The 20173-nt window shown below is 38.2% G+C and carries 20 protein-coding genes; 8 read left to right on the top strand and 12 right to left on the bottom strand.

What is annotated here, in order from left to right:
* The first annotated feature begins 3 nt into the window (after positions 1 to 3).
* The 6 genes from C8C84_RS03825 to C8C84_RS03850 all read left to right on the top strand — a co-directional run bounded on the left by C8C84_RS03825 (position 4) and on the right by C8C84_RS03850 (position 4216).
* The gene (locus C8C84_RS03825; RefSeq protein ID WP_121312272.1) at positions 4 to 426 is read left to right on the top strand and encodes a hypothetical protein; all 423 of its coding nucleotides are present in this window, start codon (positions 4 to 6) and stop codon (positions 424 to 426) included.
* Positions 427 to 1341 carry an oxygen-dependent coproporphyrinogen oxidase gene (gene hemF, locus C8C84_RS03830; RefSeq protein ID WP_121312273.1) on the top strand — a complete coding sequence of 305 codons (915 nt, stop codon included), beginning with the start codon at positions 427 to 429 and terminating at the stop codon, positions 1339 to 1341.
* A gap of 33 nt (positions 1342 to 1374) precedes the next feature.
* The gene (gene hemB, locus C8C84_RS03835) at positions 1375 to 2370 is read left to right on the top strand and encodes a porphobilinogen synthase (protein ID WP_121312274.1); all 996 of its coding nucleotides are present in this window, start codon (positions 1375 to 1377) and stop codon (positions 2368 to 2370) included.
* 146 nt (positions 2371 to 2516) lie between these two features.
* Positions 2517 to 2891: a c-type cytochrome gene (locus C8C84_RS03840; protein ID WP_121312275.1), complete on the top strand. Its 375-nt coding sequence runs from the start codon at positions 2517 to 2519 to the stop codon at positions 2889 to 2891.
* Between the two features lie 74 nt (positions 2892 to 2965).
* Positions 2966 to 3436: a methylated-DNA--[protein]-cysteine S-methyltransferase gene (locus tag C8C84_RS03845; RefSeq protein ID WP_121312276.1), complete on the top strand. Its 471-nt coding sequence runs from the start codon at positions 2966 to 2968 to the stop codon at positions 3434 to 3436.
* A gap of 66 nt (positions 3437 to 3502) precedes the next feature.
* On the top strand, positions 3503 to 4216 hold the full coding sequence (locus tag C8C84_RS03850) for a 3'-5' exonuclease (RefSeq protein ID WP_121312277.1): 714 nt from the start codon (positions 3503 to 3505) through the stop codon (positions 4214 to 4216).
* Between the two features lie 50 nt (positions 4217 to 4266).
* On the opposite strand, the gene C8C84_RS03855 is transcribed toward C8C84_RS03850, so the two are convergent.
* The 3 genes from C8C84_RS03855 to C8C84_RS03865 all read right to left on the bottom strand — a co-directional run bounded on the left by C8C84_RS03855 (position 4267) and on the right by C8C84_RS03865 (position 8631).
* On the bottom strand, positions 4267 to 5136 hold the full coding sequence (locus C8C84_RS03855) for an IS3 family transposase (protein ID WP_121312278.1): 870 nt from the start codon (positions 5134 to 5136) through the stop codon (positions 4267 to 4269).
* Positions 5091 to 5609, bottom strand: coding sequence for a helix-turn-helix domain-containing protein (locus C8C84_RS03860; RefSeq protein ID WP_121312279.1), 519 nt, complete (start codon positions 5607 to 5609; stop codon positions 5091 to 5093). Before C8C84_RS03860 ends, C8C84_RS03855 begins: the two co-directional genes overlap by 46 nt.
* Before the next feature lie 79 nt (positions 5610 to 5688).
* A complete protein-coding gene (locus C8C84_RS03865; protein ID WP_121312280.1) occupies positions 5689 to 8631 on the bottom strand; it encodes a S8 family serine peptidase in 2943 nt (980 codons plus the stop codon).
* 231 nt (positions 8632 to 8862) lie between these two features.
* On the opposite strand from C8C84_RS03865, the gene C8C84_RS03870 reads away from it, so the two are divergent.
* Both C8C84_RS03870 and C8C84_RS03875 read left to right on the top strand, forming a co-directional pair.
* On the top strand, positions 8863 to 10305 hold the full coding sequence (locus C8C84_RS03870; protein WP_121312281.1) for a nucleoside recognition domain-containing protein: 1443 nt from the start codon (positions 8863 to 8865) through the stop codon (positions 10303 to 10305).
* 182 nt (positions 10306 to 10487) lie between these two features.
* A complete protein-coding gene (locus C8C84_RS03875; RefSeq protein ID WP_121312282.1) occupies positions 10488 to 10877 on the top strand; it encodes a hypothetical protein in 390 nt (129 codons plus the stop codon).
* An 80-nt stretch (positions 10878 to 10957) separates the two neighbouring features.
* Here the strand turns inward: C8C84_RS03875 and C8C84_RS03880 are convergent, their stop codons facing one another.
* From C8C84_RS03880 to C8C84_RS03920, 9 genes are all read right to left on the bottom strand, one after another.
* Positions 10958 to 11614 carry a 3-oxoacid CoA-transferase subunit B gene (locus C8C84_RS03880; protein WP_121312283.1) on the bottom strand — a complete coding sequence of 219 codons (657 nt, stop codon included), beginning with the start codon at positions 11612 to 11614 and terminating at the stop codon, positions 10958 to 10960.
* Between the two features lie 2 nt (positions 11615 to 11616).
* Positions 11617 to 12318, bottom strand: coding sequence for a CoA transferase subunit A (locus C8C84_RS03885; RefSeq protein WP_121312284.1), 702 nt, complete (start codon positions 12316 to 12318; stop codon positions 11617 to 11619).
* Positions 12319 to 12565: 247 nt separating this feature from the next.
* Complete coding sequence (locus C8C84_RS03890; RefSeq protein ID WP_121312285.1) at positions 12566 to 14881, bottom strand: penicillin-binding protein 1A; 2316 nt, start codon at positions 14879 to 14881, stop codon at positions 12566 to 12568.
* A gap of 5 nt (positions 14882 to 14886) precedes the next feature.
* Positions 14887 to 15378: a gliding motility lipoprotein GldH gene (locus C8C84_RS03895; RefSeq protein ID WP_121312286.1), complete on the bottom strand. Its 492-nt coding sequence runs from the start codon at positions 15376 to 15378 to the stop codon at positions 14887 to 14889.
* Positions 15356 to 16552, bottom strand: a complete 1197-nt coding sequence (locus C8C84_RS03900) for a regulatory iron-sulfur-containing complex subunit RicT (RefSeq protein WP_121314961.1) — start codon at positions 16550 to 16552, stop codon at positions 15356 to 15358. The genes C8C84_RS03895 and C8C84_RS03900 overlap by 23 nt, the downstream gene beginning before the upstream one ends.
* 109 nt (positions 16553 to 16661) lie before the next feature.
* The gene (locus C8C84_RS03905) at positions 16662 to 16892 is read right to left on the bottom strand and encodes a ferredoxin (protein WP_121312287.1); all 231 of its coding nucleotides are present in this window, start codon (positions 16890 to 16892) and stop codon (positions 16662 to 16664) included.
* Positions 16893 to 18134, bottom strand: a complete 1242-nt coding sequence (locus C8C84_RS03910; RefSeq protein WP_121312288.1) for a peptidase U32 family protein — start codon at positions 18132 to 18134, stop codon at positions 16893 to 16895. It lies immediately after the preceding gene.
* The gene (locus tag C8C84_RS03915; RefSeq protein ID WP_121312289.1) at positions 18134 to 19495 is read right to left on the bottom strand and encodes a rhodanese-related sulfurtransferase; all 1362 of its coding nucleotides are present in this window, start codon (positions 19493 to 19495) and stop codon (positions 18134 to 18136) included. The genes C8C84_RS03910 and C8C84_RS03915 overlap by 1 nt, the downstream gene beginning before the upstream one ends.
* 206 nt (positions 19496 to 19701) lie before the next feature.
* Positions 19702 to 20112, bottom strand: a complete 411-nt coding sequence (locus C8C84_RS03920; RefSeq protein ID WP_121312290.1) for a BrxA/BrxB family bacilliredoxin — start codon at positions 20110 to 20112, stop codon at positions 19702 to 19704.
* Positions 20113 to 20173 lie beyond the last annotated feature (61 nt).

Raw genomic sequence — 20173 nt, forward strand, 5'->3', positions numbered from 1 at the left:
TTGATGAAAAATACACTTCTAATTTTAGTGTTGATTTTGATTCTCGGATGCTCTTCAAAAGAGGATCTTTTGATAGGAAAATGGGAAAAAACGGAAGAACATTTTGGAGGTAATTTAGGCAATAAAGTTGTGGTGAATAAAGTCAAAAACAGTAAAACCTATACCTTTAAAAAAGACAATAAACTATCACTAATTGCTGACGGTTTGAATTATGAAGGGATTTTCGAAGTAGTGCAAAATGAAAAAGATTATATTCTTCACACCATTACATTTTCTCAAATAGGAAATCAAACGTTTGATAGTTATTTTCGAATTCATTTTGAAGACAGTATCACCATGAAGAAAATATCATTTGTACCGATACATCCGGATAATCAAGTGATGTATAGTGTTGGGCGTAAAGATATTTACGAAAAAAAGGATTAGATGAAAGATAAATTTTATCAATATATATTACAATTACAAAACCAAATCACTTCCGCTTTAGAAGCGGTTGATGGTGTAGCAAAATTCCGTGAAGATATTTGGCAACGACCGGAAGGCGGCGGCGGAAGAACCCGCGTGATGGAGAATGGAAATGTTTTTGAAAAAGGCGGCGTAAACATTTCAGCCGTTCACGGTAAATTACCCGAAACGATGCGTCAACTGTTCAACGTTGGCGAAGCTGATTTCTTTGCGTGTGGACTGAGTTTAGTGATTCACCCAAAAAGCCCAATGGTGCCAACGGTTCACGCCAATTGGCGCTATTTCGAAATGTATGACGATAATGGAAATGTAATTAATAGTTGGTTTGGTGGCGGACAAGATTTAACGCCTTATTATTTGTTTGAAGAAGATGCCAAACATTTTCACCAAACGTGTAAAAACGCGTGCGACAAACACTCCCGAAGCTTCGGGACCGATTTTTATCCGAAATACAAAAAACAATGCGACGCCTATTTTTGGAATGCCCATAGAAATGAAGCACGAGGCATAGGCGGTTTGTTTTTCGATTATTGCAAAGCAACAGAATCAATGTCAATGGAAGATTGGTACAATTTTGTGACTGAAGTTGGAAACAGTTTCTGTGAAGCTTACGTTCCCATTGTAGAAAGAAGAAAAACATTATCCTATACGCCCGAACAAAAAACCTGGCAGGAAATCCGTCGCGGTCGTTATGTCGAATTCAATTTGGTACACGACAAAGGCACGCTATTCGGACTCAAAACCAATGGTAGAATCGAGAGCATCTTGATGTCTTTACCACCACAGGTACAATGGGTTTACGATCATCATCCGGAAATCGGAAGCGAAGAAGAAAAATTAGTCAAAATATTAGAAAAACCAATTGACTGGATATAATTATCAATTGTCAATTATAAATTATCCATTAATATGTTCCCACTACAAAGAGGCAGAAGATTAAGAGTTAACGAAAGCATTCGTTCCCTAGTCCGCGAAACAACTTTAAGTCCAAGCGACTTCATGTTCCCAATGTTCATCGCAGAAGGTGAAAATTATAAATTTGAAATCCCATCAATGCCCGGTATTTTCCGTCGTTCTATCGATTTAACGGTAGAAGAAGTCAAAGAAATTTACGCTTTAGGCATTCGCGCCGTAAACATCTATGTAAAAGTAGATGAAAGCCTAAAAGACAACACCGGTAAAGAAGCTTGGAATCCCAACGGATTAATGCAACGCGCCATCAAAGCCATTAAAACCGCTTGTCCGGAAATGATTGTCATGCCCGATGTCGCTTTAGATCCATACTCCATTTACGGTCATGACGGTATCATCGAAAACGGTGATATTGCCAACGATGCGACCAATGAAGCTTTGGTAAAAATGGCCGTTTCTCATGCACAAGCCGGAGCCGATTTTGTAGCGCCAAGCGACATGATGGACGGACGCGTTTTAAGATTACGCCAAGGTTTAGACGCTGCCGGTTTTTCAAACGTAGGCATTATGAGTTATTCGGCTAAATATGCTTCGGCATTTTATGGGCCATTTCGTGATGCTTTAGACAGCGCACCAAGAGAAGCCGATGTAGTGGTTCCGAAAGACAAAAAAACGTACCAAATGGACTATGCTAACCGCATCGAAGCCATCAAGGAAGCCTTAATGGACGTTGAAGAAGGAGCCGATATGGTGATGGTAAAACCCGGAATTGCCTATTTAGATATCGTTCGCGAAGTCAAAAATGCCGTAAATGTTCCGGTGACGGTTTTCCACGTGTCGGGCGAATATGCCATGATCAAAGCCGCTTCTGAAAGAGGTTGGCTCGACCACGACAAAATTATGATGGAGCAATTAATGTGTATTAAACGCGCCGGCGCGAGTTTGATTTCGACTTATTTTGCTAAGGAAGCTGCTATTTTATTAAATCAATAATTGTCATCCAGTCCCGAAGCTTCGGGAGTCGAAGGAAGGAGCGAAAGACTTGGATTTATTGGTTGTCCATGTTCCCGCTTTCCGCGCTACACGGTAGCTAGCTTCAATCGGGGCTAATTAGAATTTGTATTGAATTTTTGTAGACTATGAAAAAAATTATATTACTTGCTTTTATCATCACATTCGTGTCTTGTAAAAAAGAAGCAGAAAAAAACTACGGTCAACCCAAACAAGACGACACAGCAGTTACTGTTTCGGGTCAAGAACTATTTGAAGGCAAAGGAACGTGCAATGCCTGTCATTTACCAGACCAAAAAGTAATCGGACCAAGTATCGCTGAGATTGCCAACACCTACAAAGAAAAAAAAGGAAGTATTGTTAGTTTTTTGAAAGAAGAAAGCGAACCCATAGTTGACCCAAGTCAGTATGAGGTAATGAAAACCAATTTCGCCATCACCAAGCTAATGAGCAATGAAGAACTGAAAGCCATAGAAGATTATATCTATAGTTTCTCGAAATAAATATCTGCGAGCTTCGCGACATCTTTACTCCCGAAACTTCGAGACTTTGCGGTTAAAATAATTATCTTTATCCTATGGAAACCGCATTCATCAAAACACCACTCGGAATAGCCAAAATTGCTGGCGATGACAACGGTATTGCCATAATTTCAATTTTGGAAGAAGGCGAACTTACCATTACAATTCCATCTGTTTTGACAGAAGCAGTACAACAACTCCAAGATTATTTCCAAGGAAATCGAATTGATTTTGATTTTAAAATAAATCCTAACGGAACCGATTTCCAACAAAAAGTTTGGCAAGAATTGTTGAATATTCCGTTTGGCAAAACCATGTCTTATCTTGATTTGTCTAAAAAGTTAGGCGATGTCAAAGCCATTCGAGCAGTAGCATCAGCCAATGGTAAAAACCCTTTATGGATTGTCGTTCCGTGTCATCGCGTTATTGGAACGGATGGATCTTTAACCGGTTATGCCGGCGGACTTTGGCGCAAAAAATGGTTATTGGAGCACGAAAGTCCGAGTGCTCAACAATCACTTTTTTAACTATTTTTCTTTCATATTTAAAATAAATCACTAATTTTAAGTCGGTTAATTCTTAAATTTATTCTTATGATAGAAAAGATTCCACTCAATAATATTCTCTTTCTCGATATCGAAACCGTTCCGGAGGAAGAAAACTTTAATGTTCTAGATAACGAGATGAAAGTCCTTTGGGAACAAAAAACCCAGTACCAAAGAAAAGACGAATACACTCCGGAAGACTTTTATGAACGCGCCGGAATTTGGGCTGAGTTTGGAAAGATTGTCTGTATTTCAGTAGGCTATTTTGCCAATAAAAACGATATTCGAAACTTTAGAGTAACTTCCTTTTTTGGCGATGAGAAAAAGATTTTAAAGGATTTCTCCAATTTGTTAGATACTCATTTCAATGGAGCCCAACATCTTTTGTGTGGTCACAATGCCAAAGAATTTGACATACCGTTTATCGCTCGCAGAATGATTATTAATCAGATTGTCATCCCGGCTAAACTGAATTTATTTGGCAAAAAGCCTTGGGAGATTCCACATCTAGATACATTGGAACTTTGGAAATTCGGAGACTACAAACATTTCACCTCTTTAAAATTGTTGACCAAGATTCTGGGCATACCTTCTCCAAAAGGCGATATAGATGGTAGTCAAGTCGCGCATGTGTTTTATGTAGAAAAAGACATTGACCGAATTGTGACATACTGTGAAAAAGACGTTATTGCGGTAGCACAAATTTTCCTTCGACTGCGCAGAGAGGATTTATTGATAGAAGATGAAATTTTACATGTATAAAAAAAGAGGTCCATTTGTGGACTTAACCCCAAAAGTTGGACGGTTAAAAATTAATTAAGATTTTTTGAATGAGCTCGGTATTGTATCGGGCTCATTCCATTTAAGTTAAGCCTTATTCTATCGTTGTTATAGTATTTTATATACTCTATAATATCTTTATTTAATTCTGCTATAGAATCATACTTTTTAAGATAAAACAGTTCAGATTTTAGCGTTCCAAAGAAGTTCTCTATAATTGCATTATCTAGGCAGTTTCCTTTTCTGGACATACTAGCACTTATGTTTTTTCGTTTAAGCATAAATTGATATGCTTTCATTTGGTATTGCCAACCTTGATCTGAGTGCAATATCAATGTTTTATCACTTTTATTACGCTTACATTTTTTTAGCATATCTATAACCTGTTTGATATTTGGGCTCTCCGAAGTTGTATAACTAATAATCTCTCCATTAAACAAATCAATAACCGGCGATAGATAAAGTTTCTTTTCTTTAACCCGGAACTCGGTTATGTCAGTAGCCCACTTTTCATTAGGCTGTGCTGCTTTGAAGTTTCTCTGAAGTAAGTTTGGCGCTATTTTACCTAGTTCCCCTTTATAAGAGACATACTTTTTGCCTCTAATCAGGCTCTTTAGGCCTTGCTCCTTCATAAGTTTGTAAACCGTTTTGTGATTGATTACATATCCTCTTTTCTTAACTTCTAACAATATTCTTCTATATCCGAAGCGACCTTTGTGCTGATGATATATAAGTTTAATTTCCTCTTTAGCAGATTTATACTTATCTTCTTTACCTAGCTCTTTTCGATGGTAATAGAAAGTACTTCTGGCCATCCCAGCATGTTTGAGTAGCGTGGCTAATCCATGCTGTTGCCTTAGTTCTTGGATGATTTGCGTTTTTCTTCTTTCTCTTTTTCTGATTGAACTAAGGCATGAAGCTTTTTTAGATAGGCATTCTCTGCCTTTAAATCGGCTAACTCTTCCAGTAGTTCTTCCTCTCGGGTTAAGGCTTTTTTAGATTTTTTAGGCATAGCTTTATGTTTTCCTCTTCTTTCTAATGCTAAACCTGCTGAACCCTCACTATCATAAATCGCTATCCATTTCATCAAAGAACCAATACTAGGAATTTTAAAAAGGATACAGGTTTCAGATAAAGATAAGTATTTATTTCTCATCTCATTAATAGCCTTTAGTTTAAACTCAGCAGAATAGCTGTTTTTTATTGGTTTAAGTCCTTCAATACCATACTTGTGGTAAAAAGAAACCCAACGCCTAACCATACCATGTTGCAAGGAAAACTCAATCGCTATTGACTTACAACCAGATTTTCCATTAATAACTTTCTCAACGATTGACTTCTTGAAGTCAATGTCATACTTGATTTTTCTACTCATAAAAATGCCCCCAATAAGTGTCTAACTTTTTGGGGGCAGTCTATTTGGACCTCTTTTTTATTTCTTTTATGCTGTTGGATTAGTTTCTTCTCAAAACTATTTTTTTAGTAACAGCACCTTGATCATTAGCAATGTTTACTAAATAAACACCATCTTGAAGATTCTCTATACCAAAGGAAGTATATACTTGGTTAGTATCTTTGGTCATAATAGCTCTTCCTTGTAAATCAAACAAAGTAATGGTTGCTTTATCGATTAAAGAAGGAATGGCAACATTCACAATTCCTTTCGTTGGATTTGGATACACACGGCTATTCAAAATAGGATTAGAAATCACAGAAAGAGCAGCTTCTACATTACAAATATCGATACTGAAACTGTTGATAATACCTCCATCTTCATTATAAGGGTCAACAACTCTCAATGTCCATATTCCATCTGCCGGTAAAGTATTCAAAGCACTTAATGGATTAACAGGAGTAATACTTCCACTAATTGCAGGACTTCCGGCACAAGCAGGTTCAGTACCATCATCATCCATAGTACAATCAATATCAGACTGACCGCCACAAGCTTCTTCCAGTAAGGTAATGATTGGGCTTCCAATTGCTACTGGTCCTTCGAGAACAATAGTCATATCTTGTACCCAAGTGTGACTAATATTAATATTCACATTTAAATCACCGATTGTATAACCACCGGTAATGGTTAAAGGAACAGAAGCGGATGAGTTTGGGACATCTGCAATAATAGCATCAGAATAGTCATCAGCAGCAAAATTAATGTTACAAACAAGATTTCCGGTATCAAAATAGTAAACGATGGCGTTGTTGGTTGTAGCGGTACCACAATTGTTTTGTGGAATCACTCTCCAATAATATCTCGTAGCCTCAGCCAAACCGGAGATGTTATATTGATTGTTGGTTACTTCATCAGTAATAAACAAAGAAGAGAAATTTGGAAATTGAGAAACCTGAATGCTATAAGTTAGTGCATTAGGTTGGGTATCCCATTTTAACAAAGCCGTAGTCGATAATCCGTTTTGTGCATTTGTTGGCGTTTGTAAAGCAACCGGTTGAAAAGAAGTTCCGTTAAAAACTCTTAATATTTTAAAACGTGTTTCAGTTTCTGTTGCACCTGTTCCTTTGATTCCAACAAAATATTCACCCGGTGTTATTCCTGACAAGCCTGAAACAGTCATAGTAACAGAACCATTACTGCTTAAGGAAGTAGGGGAAAAAGTAGCGCTAGCACCGGTTGGTAAATCTACTGCGGAGAAAGTAGTTGATCCACCACCAGATTGTGTATAGTTAAAAGTATAGACTGCATTTTGATCAGAACAAACAGTCAAGTTGTCTGAGGTTGAATTTAGGGCAAAATTGGAAGTCAAGCCAGTGATAACCAACGAGAATTTTTGGCTACCGCTAACCAAAGCACCTTTATGATTTACCGTAATTGTATATTGACCAGCAGTAGGAGCATCAATTTTAACTTGTTCAACATTGTCAACATTGTTATCCTCAATTCTAATTGCAGGGCTATTTGGATCAAAATCCAATTTCCATGGGAAATATGTTGTTGTGTTTTTAACCACTCTGATATCCAAATCATTTACCAAAGCAGGTGTTGGATCATTGGCTCCAAATCCACCGGTATTGATGGCTCCAGGAACATCAGTCCAAGTAATTGAAGCAATTAAAGGGGTTGTTCCATTGGAGTTTACTGTGATGGTATACTCTTGTCCATTGGCTAGGTTTTCTTCAGAAACCCATGAGGATAGTCCATTATTTGTTAATGTTTCTGCCGCTTTTTTACAATTCAATAATCCCCAACCAAACACTGCATCAGGTCCCTCTTCTCCGGCATCATCGGCGGTATGGCAAACCAACCCTTTAAGGGTTGAAGCACGCATAAAACTGTTGGTTAGATTATTATAGTGTTGTTGAAGTAAGATAAGACTTCCGGCTACATTTGGAGAAGCCATAGAAGTTCCGGAAAGCGGAGCGGTTGCATTTGTTCCAGAATTGCTGGTTGAAGTAACATTGGTCCCGTTTCCGGTAATATCCGGTTTGATTCTATAATCGTCTGTTGGCCCTTGACTACTTGAAGGATTGATTGTTACTGCTGAAGTAAGTGTTCCGTCAGCTGCTGTAGTGGCATCTAATGCATTCGCTACAACTAAATTATTTTTTGCGCCTTTATTTCCGACCAATTTATCAAAGCCAAAAGCTATTGGTTCCTCATTGTCATTATTACCACCTTCATTTCCGGCAGACATTACCGCTAAATAGTATGGTGCATCATAGGCGATATCGTCCCAAAGAAAAGCAGAATAGGTATAAGAGCCAATATACCATGATGGTAATGGAGTACCTGAACCTGAAATAGGAGTACCATAAGAGTGATTAGAAACTAACATGCCTTCCATGGTTTCTGAAACAACTTCTGCATCATCAAAACCCCAATCAAAAGTACGCGCATTGGCTTGAGACGCCATTCCTTTTACATTCGCCGGATTTGCAGAAGCCACCATCGTACCCGTAACGTGAGTAGCGTGTAAAATAGTGTTTGTAGTGGCAGCATCAACCGCAACAACTCTTGAGCCAAAAGCAGTGTGATTTGTTCTTACATTACCACCGTCCCAAACTCTAACAGTCATTCCCTGTCCATCTAAATTAAGACCTAATGAACCACCGGTATTTAAATGATTGGTTCTGGTTGTTCGCGCGGCATTTACATTGTCTGTTGTGTAATATATGGGCAATCCTTCCGGCGTAAGTGCCATTAATTCTTTAATACCACCTTCGGGAGTTTCTTCATAAATTGGCCAGTTTCTTTGCTTTGCAGTGGCTATGGCTTTTTGCTTTTCAGCAGTAGCTCTTTTTCGGTAAGAAGCTTCTTTTTCTTTAAGCTTAGCCATGTCATATTCGGCGGTAATTTTTTTGATATTTTCCTGAGACTGACCGAATACAGAACCAGAAATAAAAAGGATTAGAAGTAATAATGAATAGTTCTTTTTCATGATTTTCTTAAGAGAGTAATTAGTTGGTTGTTAAAGTCTGCAAATATAAAAATCTTAGTGTAAAATGATTATTTTATTGTTAAATATTCATTATTTTTTAAGATATGTTCAAGACATGTCAAATAGGACTACAGTTATCGCTGTTTTTTTATAAAAAATTTATTTCAATACCGATTCAAAAATTATTTCTATCCAAATTTGATAAATAGTATATTTACCAAAAAACAGATTATGGTTCTCAGTAGATTTTGGCTTGTTATTTTTATCGCCTCCATCACCTTTGTGATTTTCAGTTTATTTTCGGGTAATAGTTACACTATAGATCATATATTAAACGGAAAAAAGGATGATCCGGTTTTAATTTCAGAAAAATACTTGAATGAGATTCCGAAATTTATCCAAGATAGTATCGGTAAAAATGAGGAAAAAACTTTTGTAATCAATCGCGACACACTAAATGCTGACACTACTTATGTCTACAAAAACAAAACCGTAAAAGTCTACAGCGGCGTTCAAAAAACAGATGGTTTATTGCCAACGTGTAAAATGACGCTGTTTGATATTATCCTTCCTTTAATGGCCTATTTGGCTTTCTTTTGCGGATTGATGGAACTTTTAATCATTTCCGGCGCTTCCGAAATATTAGCCAGAAAGTTGAGTCCGGTTTTTGCCAAAGTCTTTCCTTCGGTTCCTAAAAACCACGAATCAATATCTTATATGACCTTAAACTTTGCCGCTAATTTCCTTGGTTTGGATTCAGCCGCAACGCCATTTGGTTTAAAAGCCATGCAAAGTTTACAAGAAATTAATCCCGAAAAAGACAAAGCCAGTGATGCCCAGATTATGTTTATGTGTTTGCATGCCGCTGGTTTAACCTTAATACCAACGTCTATTATTGGCTATCGCGCTGCACAAAATGCAGAAAATCCGGCGGATGTGATGTTGCCTTGTATTATTACGTCTTTTATAGGAACAATAGCAGCTATGATAATTGTTGGGATTAAACAAAAAATCAACTTCAAAAGCGCAACTTTATTGGTGGCTTTGATGAGTGTTGTGGCAGCGATTGTTGGTTTGTTATTCTATATTAACGGATTGGATTTAGTGGGCAAAAACTTTTTTACCTCTAATCTTTCCGGATTGATGTTGGTAGTCATTATTGGATTTACTTTACTTTTTGCCTTCCTTAAAGAAAAGAAATTTGTAGAGAAAGAAACTACCGTTTTTGATGCTTTCGTAGTAGGTGCCAATAATGGAATACAAACCGGAGTCAAGATTTTCCCTTACGTATTGGGAATGTTAGTCGCGATATCCTTTTTCAGAAATAGTGGTTTGTTTGACATTATCAGTAACGGACTTTCCTTTGTGTTTTCCAACATTGGCGTGAGCAAACAAATTACAGATTCTTTACCGGTTGCGATGTTACGTCCTTTCAGTTCCGGAGGTTCTCGTGGATTTATGATTGATTCGATGCGTACTTTTGGTCCCGATTCTTTGACCGGAAGATTGAGTTGTATTTTCCAATGCAGTGCCGAAACCACTTTTTATGTAATTGCGGTTTATTTTGGTTCAGTTAATATCAAAAATACCCGTTACACTTTAGCCACGATGCTTTTGGTTGATTTGATTTGTGTAATAACCGCAATTTTTGTGGCGAGTTGGTTTTTCAGCTAATAGGTATAGGTTATGTTGTATCGCAATTTGGTATGTCATTTTGTTGGTAATAGTTTTATGTGGCTATGTCATGGAGGCAAAAAATCAATTGACGAAGTGGCTAAAAAAGACAATTCAAAGCTAGGACTTTTAGTTATAATTATCGTGTTTTTCATAACACTAGGCTTTAATAAATAATAAATATGTCATTCACAGCATCCTTTACAGAGTTTTATAATCAAGTCAAAACTAGTTTAGCTGACGGAACTTTTGCCAAATTGACTTTGGCTAAAACCATCGGGAATACAGATTTGAAAAACATCTACGTTCGCCCAATCATTGAAGAAGGTAATTTAAAATTAGAACTCAAATTTCGTTACCAAGAAGAAGAATTGTTTGAGATTCATTCGATTGACGGCGCTTGCGAAAAATTGGTAACATATATCAACAATCCGTTTATGTCGGCGATATTGTTTACCACAGAATTTGATTTGATTTATAAATTGAATAAAAAAAGAGCGGTGAGCATCACAGAACAATTTCCAAGTTTTACTCATGCCTCACCAATTATTTTAGAGTTTCTGAGGAAATAGATTTCACACTTTTAACCAATAAAAAAACCACAAAAATCATTGAAGTTTTGTGGTTCTCTGCTTTTATATAAAGATTTTGATTAAATCACCATTTCCGGAATATCACCTTCAATAATCAAATCGGCTTCAGTCGAAGCGATAATATGTTCAACTGAAACGCCTGGTGCTCGTTCCAGTAGTTTGAAGCCTTTGGGTGTGATTTCCATTACCGCCAATTCGGTAACCACTTTTTTCACACAACCAACACCTGTTAAGGGTAAACTGCATTTTTTTAAAATTTTGCTTTCACCGGCTTTGTTGACATGCATCATGGCTACGATAATGTTTTCGGCAGAAGCGACTAAATCCATAGCGCCGCCCATTCCTTTGACCATTTTGCCCGGGATTTTCCAGTTGGCTATGTCTCCGTTTTCGGCAACTTCCATAGCGCCGAGAATGGTTAAATCGACTTTCTGACTTCTAATCATGCCGAAACTGAAGGCAGAATCAAAAAAACTCGCTCCCGGCAAAGTCGTGATAGTTTGTTTTCCGGCGTTGATGACATCGGCATCTTCTTCGCCTTCAAAAGGAAATGGGCCCATGCCTAAAACACCGTTTTCCGATTGAAATTCAACCGAAATATCCGTGCGTACATAATTAGCCACCAAAGTAGGAATTCCGATGCCAAGGTTGACAAAGTATTTGTCTTTAACTTCTTGGGCTATTCTTTTTGCGATATCGTTTTTATCTAAAGCCATGATTACTCTCTTTTTCGGGTTGTACGTTGCTCAATTCTCTTCTCAAATTTCTCGCCTTTGAATATGCGTTGCACCATAATCCCCGGAATGTGAATTTGATTTGGATCTAATGAACCAACCGGCAATAATTCTTCTACTTCGGCGATGGTGATTTTTCCGGCACCGGCCATACAAGCGTTGAAATTACGAGCCGTTCCTTTGAAAATCAGGTTTCCGGCTTCGTCGCCTTTCCATGCTTTTACGATAGCAAAATCAGCTTTGTAAGCTAGTTCCATGATGTGCATTTTGCCATTGAATTCGCGGACTTCTTTGCCTTCAGCGACTTCGGTTCCGTAACCGGCAGGCGTGAAGAAAGCTGGAATTCCGGCTTGTGCTGCACGACATTTTTCTGCCAAAGTACCTTGTGGTGTTAGTTCTACATCCAATTCGCCCGAAAGCATTTGGCGTTCGAATTCGGCATTTTCTCCTACATAAGAAGAGATCATTTTTTTGATTTGTCTTTTTTGGAGCAACAAGCCCAATCCGAAATCATCAACACCGGCATTGTTGGAAATACAGGTTAAACCGGTTGTTTCTTTTTGTACCAATTCGGCAATGCTGTTTTCCGGAATACCACAAAGTCCGAAACCACCGAGCATGATGGTCATGTTGTCTTCGATACCTTGAAGGGCTTCTTGTACAGAGTTTACTTTTTTATTAATCATAATTGATTAGTGTTTAGCGTAATTTGTTTGTGGCGTAAATTTAGGAATTTAAAAGAGAATAGGGAAGGGATTTGTTTCCGGCGTTTTAAAATAAAAAATTCCGCCTGCAGTTTGTAGACGGAATTTTTTATTATGTTAGCCCGGATTTCTTCGGCAGTCGCTTCGCTCGAGTGAAACTGGCTACCATGTAGCGCGGAAATCCGTAAATAGCTCCTAACCCTAGCGCAGCGAACAGGCGTAAGCATTTTTACAATTCAAAATCATCAATATTTTGTTCTTCTTCCTCGGTTGGAACTGCTGTGGAATCGGTTTCTACTTTTCTTGGTGTCCAACAATCTACTTTGATGGAGAGATTATCCGGTCTTTCGAAAGGATCTTTGGAGATTTGGAGGTCTTTGTCTTCATAACATTTTTTCATCATATAACCCCAAATTGGTAAAGCAGCAGTGGCGCCTTGTCCGTAAGTAATGCCTTTGAAACGCGCCGAACGGTCTTCACAGCCGACCCAAACGCCAGTCACCAAATTAGGTACCATTCCAATAAACCAACCGTCGGATTGGTTTTGAGAAGTTCCGGTTTTACCCGCAATTGGGTTGGTGAACATATAGGGATAACCTGTCCAACGATTGTCGCCGCTTCCGCCACCTTCCGTTCTTAAACGCACCCCCGAACCACTTTCGGTTACACCTTCTAATAATTTTATAACGGCATAAGCAATGTCTTTATTCAACACGTCATGAGAATCGGGAACAGGTTCGTAAAGGACAACCCCGTTTTTATCTTCAATCCTGCTGATGAATTGTGGTTTGATGTAAACCCCTTGATTGGCAAATGTGCTGTAAGCCGCCACCATATCTTCAACCGTAATTTCAACTGCACCTAGCGCAATAGAAGGTTGAGCAGGAATTTCTGATTTAACGCCTAGTTTTTTGGTTAGATTCACAACGGCGTCCGGTCCGGTTTTGTCAATTAATTTGGCTGAAACCGTATTGATGGAAAGCGCTAAAGCTCTTTTTAAAGTCACCATGCCTCGGTATTGATGATCAGAATTTTTTGGTTCCCAATCTTTGGTAACGTTGTGTCTTCCTTTATGAATCATAAATGGACTATCGATGATAGAATCACAAGGTGACATGCCTAATTGTTCAATTGCGGTTGCATAAACAAATGGTTTAAAAGTCGAACCCACTTGTCTCGCACCTTGACCAACGTGATCGTATTGGAAATATTTATAATCGATTCCCCCAACCCAAGCTTTGATATGACCGGTTTGTGGTTCCATCGACATTAATCCCGCTTGAAGGAAGTGTTTGTAATAACGGATGGAATCCATAGGGGTCATTAACGTATCGATTTCTCCTTTCCAAGAGAAAATTTTCATTTTGGCTTTCACATCAAAGGAAGCGATGATTTCTTCTTCTGATTTGTCCATGTCTTTCATTACTCTCCAACGCTCAGAGTTTTTCATCGCTTGGTTCATGATGCGTTTGGTTTCGTCATCGGTAATATTGATGAAAGGAGCATTTTTATTGTTTTTTTGCTCAGCAAAGAATTCCTGTTGCAGATTTTTCATATGTGCCTGAACAGCTTCTTCAGCATGTTCCTGAATTTTGGAATCGATTGTGGTGTAAATTTTCAGACCATCGCTGTAAATATCCCAATCGCTGCCATCAGCTCTTTTGTTTTCTTTGACCCAATTTTTCATGTACTCACGAAGGAATTCACGGAAATAGGTTGCCGTTCCTTCTTTATGACTTTCAGGATGGAAGTTCAAAACGATAGGTTTGCTGGCTAAAGTATCTCTCGATGTCTTATCTAAAACTTTATTTCGCACCATTTGGTCTAAAACCGTATTTCGTCTGTTTTTGACTTTTTCCAAACGACGCAAAGGATTGTAAAGTGAAGGATTTTTAAGCATTCCGACAAACATCGCTGCCTCATCAATGGATAAATCGCGTGGTTCTTTGCCAAAATATACTTTGGAAGCCGAACGAATTCCAACGGCTGTATTCACAAAATCAGCTTTGTTTAAATACATGGCGATGATTTCGTTTTTGGTATATTGACGTTCTAATTTAACGGCGATAATCCATTCTTTTACTTTTTGAATCACACGAAAAGGCTTGAAACTGGAACCTTCACCGTGAAAAAGTAATTTGGCTAACTGTTGGGTTATGGTACTCGCACCACCATCGGAACCTAATTTTATGGCTGCGCCTAAAGTTCTTCTACCATCAATTCCGGAATGTTCGTAGAAACGCTCATCTTCGGTAGCGACAAGGGCTTTTACCAAATGCGGTGGCAAATCTTCGTATTTGATTGGTGTTCGGTTTTCGTTATAAAACTTCCCAATGGTGACACCATCAGAAGAGATAATTTCGGTGGCCAAATTAGATTCCGGATTTTCTAAGTCTTCAAAGGATGGCATACTGCCGAAAAAACCCCATGATGCCAAAAAGAAAAACAATATCATTACACCAAGTCCGTAAACTAACAACTGCCAAAATTTCTTTTGGTAGTATTTAATGTCTTTAACTGTTGCGGTATTATTTTTTTGTGCCATATTTTTTATTCTGTAGATTCTATTCTAAAACCAACATCGGAGATGCCGGGAAGCGAAGGAACGCCTTCTATTTTGCCGGTTTGTCTTACTGCGTGTTTGATATGAATTTTATAAATTCCTTTTTGTGCAAAACTCACTTTGTCCTTGTAAAATAACTTGTTTTCCTTAATATCCGTGAACCCATCACCAAGAAGCGTGCCATCAGGATTGGTCATTTGGTATTCCAAAGTGTCCACTTTTATTTGCCTGTTGGGTTGTTCTAAAGAAACAATCAGAAACAAATTATTGAACGGATAATCATCGTTATCTCTAACGTTAACGTATAAATTGTACAATTTTTTTGCATCCAATTGTGGCAAATCAAAAGTAACAACACTGTCTTTGTGCCATTCCTTTCCGACGGATTTGTATTCGTCAAAGACTCTTTTTTCGTCGCAAGAAAATAAAAGTACCGCTACCAAAAGCAGGATAAAACTATTTCTTAATCTTAGGCTCATTTTTATTGTCGGATGAAGGTTTTTTATCGGCACCAAAAGGTTTGCGTTTTTTATTTTTGTTATTGTTTCTTTTCTTATTTCGAGGTTGGTCAAAACGAGTCAAACTCTCTTGTCCCATGGCATTGTTGAAATCTTTTTCAGGTTCGGCTACAATTTCGATCGCAAAGTCTTCAAGCGAACTCACTTTTTTGCCTTGTTTGTTTTGGGACACAATTTCTTTGACTTGCTCGATGTTCAGTACATGCCAATTGGCAAAATTGTCAAAATAGGCAAACCACATTAGGCCTTTGAAAATGTCTTGTTTTTGACAAACGGCATCGCCTTTTTCGGTTTTTAATTTGGTTTCAAAATCCGGAAAATCTTTTAGCGCATCCATGTAAGTGTCTAATTCATAGTTCAGACAACATTTCAATTTACCACATTGACCGGCTAATTTTTGCGGATTTAAAGATAATTGTTGGTAACGTGCCGCCGAAGTATTGACGCTTCTGAAATCAGTCAACCAAGTCGAACAACACAATTCTCTTCCGCAGGAACCTATGCCGCCTAAACGAGAAGCTTCCTGACGGAAACCGACTTGTTTCATTTCAATTCTCGTACTGAATTCACGCGCGTAATCTTTGATTAACAAACGGAAATCAACACGATCGTTCGCTGTATAATAGAAAGTCACTTTAGAACCATCGCCTTGGAATTCGATATCAGAAATTTTCATTTCCAATTTGTGAGCAATCGCCAATTCACGGGCTTTTACCTTCATCGGTTCTTCTTTGTCACGAGAATCGCTCCAAATATCGATGTCCTTTTGAGAGGCTTTTCGGTAAACTTTTGCGATTTCAGGACTGGTGTGATTTACGCCTTTTTTCTTCATTTGAATTTTAACCAATTCGCCTGTAAGGGTTACAATTCCGACATCGTGACCAGGAGAAGCTTCAGTAGCTACTACGTCACCGATGCTTAAAGTTAGTTTTTCGGTATTGCGGTAAAATTCTTTTCTTCCGTTTTTAAAACGCACTTCAATACAATCGAAAGGTGCTTCTCCATTGGGCAAACTCATGTTGGAGAGCCAATCGAAAACGGTTAATTTGTTGCAGCTATCGGTGCCGCAAGTCCCATTATTTTTGCATCCTTTTGGCGCACCGCCATCGGAAGTTGAACAACTTGTACAAGCCATAATTTGGATATAGGTAGGTTGGTTGCGCCGAATATAATCAGCACTACTTATCATAAACGTTAAAAGTGTAAAGATATTGTTTTTTCGGTTAAAATTAGCCGCAAAATTTTTAAGTTTCCTTCAGGGTGATAATGTGGACAGGACACGCTTTTTCTGCCAATTCGCAATTTTCAACAATAGTATGGTCGGCTGATTTCAGGGTGTAAAATCCTTTGGCATTCACCGATTTTAAAAGCACCGATTTACCATCTTTTTTTGACATCTGAAATTGTCCCGGTGCCATTTCTACACAGTAATTGCAACCAATACATTTGTCTCTTTGTAGCGTAATAATAACCATTTAATTTTCTACAATTTTATATATTTTGTCGGACAAACGGATACGAAAAGGCACTTTTAAAGTACAACTATCTCCTTTTGAGGCTTTCTGCAACGGCAAATCGTTGACCATCATATCTTCAATAAACATTTCTTGAGCTCCGGTGCTTGGTCCTGTGATTAAGATTTTGTCGCCTTTTTTGATATCATAGGCTTCGATTTTGAATTCGGCTATATTGGTCTTTGGGAAATAATGCATGCCTTTACCAATGTAAACTTTTTTCTGAGTAGCGCTCGAACCGGGATTATCGCTCCATTCTCCCAGTTTTTGTCCCAAATAATATCCGCTCCAAAATCCACGGTTGTAAACGGTAGAAAGGGTTTCCATCCAAATATTAATTTTTTCTTTAGAAAAGGTATTTTGGCAATAGGAATCGATGGCTTCGCGATAAGTTTTTACTACGGTTGCCACATAATCGGCAGCGCGTCCTCGACCTTCAATTTTCAAAACTTTGACACCGGAATCAATGACTTGGTCTAGGAAATCAATCGTACATAAATCTTTAGGTGACATCATGTATTCATTATCGATTTCAATTTCGAATCCGCTTTCTTGGTCGATTACAGTATATTTTTTACGGCAATTTTGTTTGCAAGCACCGCGATTGGCAGAAGAATTATGAGAATGCAAACTCAAATAACATTTGCCCGAAACCGCCATACAAAGTGCACCATGACCAAAAATTTCAATTTCAACCAAATTGCCGTTTGGTCCTTTGATTCTTTCTTTTTCGATATCATTAGTGATTTTTTTTACTTGTCGTAAACTTAACTCACGAGACAAGACTATTGTATCGGCAAACATTGCGTAGAATTTTACGGTTTCAATGTTGGTCACATTCAATTGGGTTGAAATGTGTACTTCAATACCCATTGTCCTTGCGGTCATAATGACTGCTTGGTCTGATGCAATTACCGCAGTAATTTTGGCTTTTTTGGCTTTTGCCAAAAGGGTTTTCACGACAGACAAGTCGTGATCGTAAATAATAGTATTTAAAGTCAGATAGGTTCTGACGTTTTTTTCTTCACATCGGCGGGCAATTTCAGGCAAATCATCTAAAACGAAATTCACTGTAGCACGCGCACGCATGTTTAATTGTTCGACACCAAAATAAACCGAATCACATCCGTTGTCTAAAGCCGCCTGCAGTGATTCGAAATTGCCAGCCGGCGCCATCAATTCAAGTCTTCCCGAAGTAGTCATTAGTGGATGATTTTAAATAACTTATCAGACAAACGAACTCGAAACGGCACTTCAAAAGTTACTTTGTCACTAGGTTTTGCAACCACGTTATCATTGCCGTTTACTAACATTTTTTCCAAAATTAAAGTTTCGTCACCGGTTGTTGGTCCGGAGATGATGATTTTGTCACCAATATTCAGTTCTTGGTTTTCGATGATGAAAAGGCCAACGCTGGCTTTGGTGTAATAGTGTTCGACCTTACCAAGCAGTACTTTTTTCACCCTTATCTTTTGGCGAATGTCGGTTGGTTTTTTTTTGGCTGTAGCCAAAGCAACATCGGAGAGTTCGCCCGAATGTTTGAATTTCAGGTTTTCAGATTTTCCTTTGCGGAAGACTTTGTTGCCGACTTGCTTTCCGCTTCTTAATCTTACTTGTTCCGCCAAAGGCAAATGCGTTATTTCAAGACATTCATTGGAACAACAATTTTCCATAGCCGCTTTACAATCGTCACATTGGATAAACAGCAAATGACAACCATCGTTGGAACAATTGGTGTGATTATCACACGGCTTTCCACATTGGTGACATTGCGAAACAATATCGTCGGTAATTCTTTCGCCTAAACGATGGTCGAAAACAAAATTCTTTCCGATGAATTTGCTTTCCAGATTTTCTTCCTTGATTTGTTTGGCATAATTGATAATTCCGCCTTCTAATTGGAACACATTTTTAAAACCTTGGTGTTTAAAGTAAGCAGAAGCTTTTTCACAACGAATACCACCGGTGCAATACATCACTAGGTTTTTATCTTCTTTAAAATCTTTTAATTGTTCGTTGATGATAGGCAGACTTTCTCTAAAAGTTTCCACATCCGGAGTTATCGCGCCTTTGAAATGCCCAATTTCGCTTTCGTAATGATTTCTGAAATCAACCACAATCGTGTTAGGGTCTTCTAAAATCTGATTGAATTCGTTGGCTTTTAAATGTACACCAATATTGGTTACATCAAAGGTTTCGTCGTTTAAACCATCGGCTACAATTTTGTCCCGAACTTTCACAGTCAACTTCAAAAACGAATGGTCATCGTGTTCCACAGCCACATTCAATCGGATGTTTTTCATGAAATCATAGGCTTCTAATGTTTCGCGGAAAGCTTCAATGTTTTCGGCCGGAACCGACATTTGAGCGTTGATTCCTTCTTTGGCAACATACGTTCGGCCTAAGGCATCGAGTTGGTTCCATTGGATAAATAAATCGTCGCGAAATTTTTTTGGATCTTCAATTTTGGCATACGCATAGAAAGACAACGTTAGTCGTTGTTTGCCGGCTTGGTCAATCAATTCGGCTCTTTCTTCTGCGCTTAAGGTGTTATACAGTTGCATGCTATAAACGTTTAAGTGAGAAATATGTTGTGAGTTCTAAATGGAAGAATTCGGTGCAAATTTACATTTTTTTTGCAATAAAAAAACCCAAGCAGTTTTTAGACCGTTGGGTTTCTTTTTCATAGCATTTCTCCCATTTTCATGGCATCTTATTCAAGAGATGCAATTCAATAGAAAAGGTTGCGTGAAGTTTTTAAAAATATTTTTTAGCAGAATTCTGCGTATGCATCTTTAAGGTTTTCTGCGATTAATTCTGCCGGACGACCTTCAATGTGGTGACGTTCTAACATGTGCACCAATTCGCCGTTTTTGAACAAAGCCATACTTGGCGATGACGGTGGAAAAGGAAACATTTGTTGGCGAGCTGCATCAACAGCTTCTTTGTCAACACCGGCAAAAACAGTGATTAAATGGTCTGGTTTTTTAGCGCCATCTAAACTCATTTTAGCTCCCGGACGAGCATTTCTTGCCGCACAACCACAAACCGAATTTACTACTACTAAAGTCGTTCCTTCTGCTTTAATCGCGTTTTCAACGTCAGCTGCTGTATATAATTCTTGAAAGCCAGCTTCTGAAAGTTCAGCGCGCATTGGCAATACCATTTCTTCTGGATACATATTTTTTTGATTTTAAATATTAGAAATTAAATATTAGATATTGAAATCTGTTGCAAAGATA

Source organism: Flavobacterium sp. 102 (genome assembly GCF_003634615.1).
In the GTDB taxonomy this organism is placed as follows: Bacteria; Bacteroidota; Bacteroidia; order Flavobacteriales; family Flavobacteriaceae; genus Flavobacterium.

Excerpts from the sequence above, each read along its gene's own strand:
- hemF (WP_121312273.1), top strand. The coding sequence starts at position 427 with ATGAAAGATAAATTTTATCAATATATATTACAATTACAAAACCAAATC.
- C8C84_RS03915 (WP_121312289.1), bottom strand. The coding sequence starts at position 19,495 with ATGCAACTGTATAACACCTTAAGCGCAGAAGAAAGAGCCGAATTGATT.
- C8C84_RS03850 (WP_121312277.1), top strand. The coding sequence starts at position 3,503 with ATGATAGAAAAGATTCCACTCAATAATATTCTCTTTCTCGATATCGAA.
- C8C84_RS03870 (WP_121312281.1), top strand. The coding sequence starts at position 8,863 with ATGGTTCTCAGTAGATTTTGGCTTGTTATTTTTATCGCCTCCATCACC.
- hemB (WP_121312274.1), top strand. The coding sequence starts at position 1,375 with ATGTTCCCACTACAAAGAGGCAGAAGATTAAGAGTTAACGAAAGCATT.
- C8C84_RS03840 (WP_121312275.1), top strand. The coding sequence starts at position 2,517 with ATGAAAAAAATTATATTACTTGCTTTTATCATCACATTCGTGTCTTGT.
- C8C84_RS03905 (WP_121312287.1), bottom strand. The coding sequence starts at position 16,892 with ATGGTTATTATTACGCTACAAAGAGACAAATGTATTGGTTGCAATTAC.
- C8C84_RS03880 (WP_121312283.1), bottom strand. The coding sequence starts at position 11,614 with ATGGCTTTAGATAAAAACGATATCGCAAAAAGAATAGCCCAAGAAGTT.
- C8C84_RS03875 (WP_121312282.1), top strand. The coding sequence starts at position 10,488 with ATGTCATTCACAGCATCCTTTACAGAGTTTTATAATCAAGTCAAAACT.
- C8C84_RS03900 (WP_121314961.1), bottom strand. The coding sequence starts at position 16,552 with ATGGCTTGTACAAGTTGTTCAACTTCCGATGGCGGTGCGCCAAAAGGA.
- C8C84_RS03895 (WP_121312286.1), bottom strand. The coding sequence starts at position 15,378 with ATGAGCCTAAGATTAAGAAATAGTTTTATCCTGCTTTTGGTAGCGGTA.
- C8C84_RS03885 (WP_121312284.1), bottom strand. The coding sequence starts at position 12,318 with ATGATTAATAAAAAAGTAAACTCTGTACAAGAAGCCCTTCAAGGTATC.
- C8C84_RS03825 (WP_121312272.1), top strand. The coding sequence starts at position 4 with ATGAAAAATACACTTCTAATTTTAGTGTTGATTTTGATTCTCGGATGC.
- C8C84_RS03910 (WP_121312288.1), bottom strand. The coding sequence starts at position 18,134 with ATGACTACTTCGGGAAGACTTGAATTGATGGCGCCGGCTGGCAATTTC.
- C8C84_RS03860 (WP_121312279.1), bottom strand. The coding sequence starts at position 5,609 with ATGAGTAGAAAAATCAAGTATGACATTGACTTCAAGAAGTCAATCGTT.
- C8C84_RS03845 (WP_121312276.1), top strand. The coding sequence starts at position 2,966 with ATGGAAACCGCATTCATCAAAACACCACTCGGAATAGCCAAAATTGCT.
- C8C84_RS03890 (WP_121312285.1), bottom strand. The coding sequence starts at position 14,881 with ATGGCACAAAAAAATAATACCGCAACAGTTAAAGACATTAAATACTAC.
- C8C84_RS03920 (WP_121312290.1), bottom strand. The coding sequence starts at position 20,112 with ATGTATCCAGAAGAAATGGTATTGCCAATGCGCGCTGAACTTTCAGAA.
- C8C84_RS03865 (WP_121312280.1), bottom strand. The coding sequence starts at position 8,631 with ATGAAAAAGAACTATTCATTATTACTTCTAATCCTTTTTATTTCTGGT.